Source organism: Nocardia sp. NPDC041819, assembly GCF_055590505.1.
This window is the reverse complement of record NZ_JBVJAP010000054.1, coordinates 1-1,607: the sequence shown is the minus strand read 5'-3', so window position 1 is coordinate 1,607 and position 1,607 is coordinate 1. Positions and strand designations below refer to the sequence as shown.

Below are 1,607 nucleotides of genomic sequence, written 5' to 3'. Positions count from 1 at the left end.
GGCTCTGTCGCACTTTCGGTGGTGGGCTATCCGAGCAGGATCCGGTGTCTGAGTAGCTGGAATCCGGCACGGCCGTACATTTGCCGCTTGAGCAGCTTCGTTTTCGTATTGACTCCTTCGCAGGGTCCGTTGCTGTAGGGCAGAGTCAGGCCGGCGACCGCGGCGTCGTGGTCCTGGTCCAGACCTCGCAGGAAGGGTTCGAGTTCGGGCAGTCCGGCGTGGCGGGCTTGTTTCATCCAGCCGTCGAGGTCCTCCCCGCGCCGTTTGGTCATGATCCGGGCGAAGTCACCGACCAGTTGGGTCAGCCGGGTCATTTCAGGGCACGCGGTAACGAGTTCGTGCAGGTGAGCGCGCCGCGTCTCGGGCAACTGGGCGGGGTCGCTCATGATCCAGCCGGTGAGCTTGCGACCGGACACCGCGACCCGGTCGCCGGTGAGGCGGCCTTCGTTGATGTAGCGGTAGAGCAGGTTCAGCCCGCCGGTGTAGCCGAGGGCTTTGATCTCGGCGAACAGGTGGGTGACCGGTACGCCCGCGTCGGTGGCACGGCGGGTGCGCAGGTGATCTCGGTAGGGGTCGACCAGCCCTGGACGGTACTGCGGTGGCCGTCGCAGTGAATCCGGTTCGGGTACACGGGAATACCGCTTCACCGTGTTCAACGCCAAGCCCAGGCGCCGGGAGCAGTCCAACAGCCCGACACCCTGGTCGAGTAGGTCGTGCACAGCGTGCCACCGTTCGATGGTGGTGGACTCTCGCCCCAGTCGCTGCCGCTTCGGGCCCGAAGCCGCCCAGCACCGTCCGTGCGCGGCGACGGCGGTCTCCACCACGCGGGCCAGTCCGTGCCACAGATGCCACCGGTCCGACACCTGCACAGCGCCGGGCCGCACGCGACGCACGGCTTCGGCATAGGTCGTCGAACCATCCCGGACCACGGTCTTCACGGCAGGGTGATCTGCCAGCCAGGCGGCCAGAGTGTCGGCTTTGCGGTCTGCCAGGACATCGATCCGCTGATGCGACACCGGATCGACCACGACCGTGGCATACCGGTGACGACGCAGCAACGCGAAGTCGTCAACACTCACCACCGCCGGGATCGGCCGCCGCGGCAGCGGGATACCCAGCAGCACCCGCACCGCCGTATGCCGGGACAGCCGTATCGACAAACGTGCAAGCAGCCGGGCTCCCGCCCGGCCCGCCAGCTCTCGAACCACGGCACTGACTTGCCTGGTCAAACGCGTGGTCCGACGCTGATACCGTTCGAGAACACCGGGCAACTGCTCACGAAAGGTGTTTCGGCACCCAGCGGTCGGGCAGACAAGACGGCGGACCTGCACGTTCATGATCACCGGACGCCCGTCGAGCGGAACGTCGGTCACCCTCCGCCAGTGATAGCCGTGCACCCGCGCTGATTCTGATCCGCAGTCCGGACACACAGCAGGGTCATCGGGCGTTCGCGCCCACACCACGACCCGCTCACCCTCATCGACCACGTCCTCCACCACCAGCGGCGACAACCCCGAGAACGCCACGGCGACAGGAACATTCACTTCACCCACCGTGACATCGTGACGTCACCGCGACAGACTCACCACCGAAAGTGCGACAGAGCC

At 66.5% G+C, this 1,607-nt stretch carries 1 protein-coding gene; it reads right to left on the bottom strand.

Features of this window, described 5'->3' with window-relative positions; genetic code table 11:
* Positions 1 to 26: 26 nt before the first annotated feature.
* Complete coding sequence (locus tag ACZ6DL_RS38055) at positions 27 to 1,553, bottom strand: ISL3 family transposase (RefSeq protein ID WP_466058587.1); 1,527 nt, start codon at positions 1,551 to 1,553, stop codon at positions 27 to 29.
* Between the last annotated feature and the right edge of the window lie 54 nt (positions 1,554 to 1,607).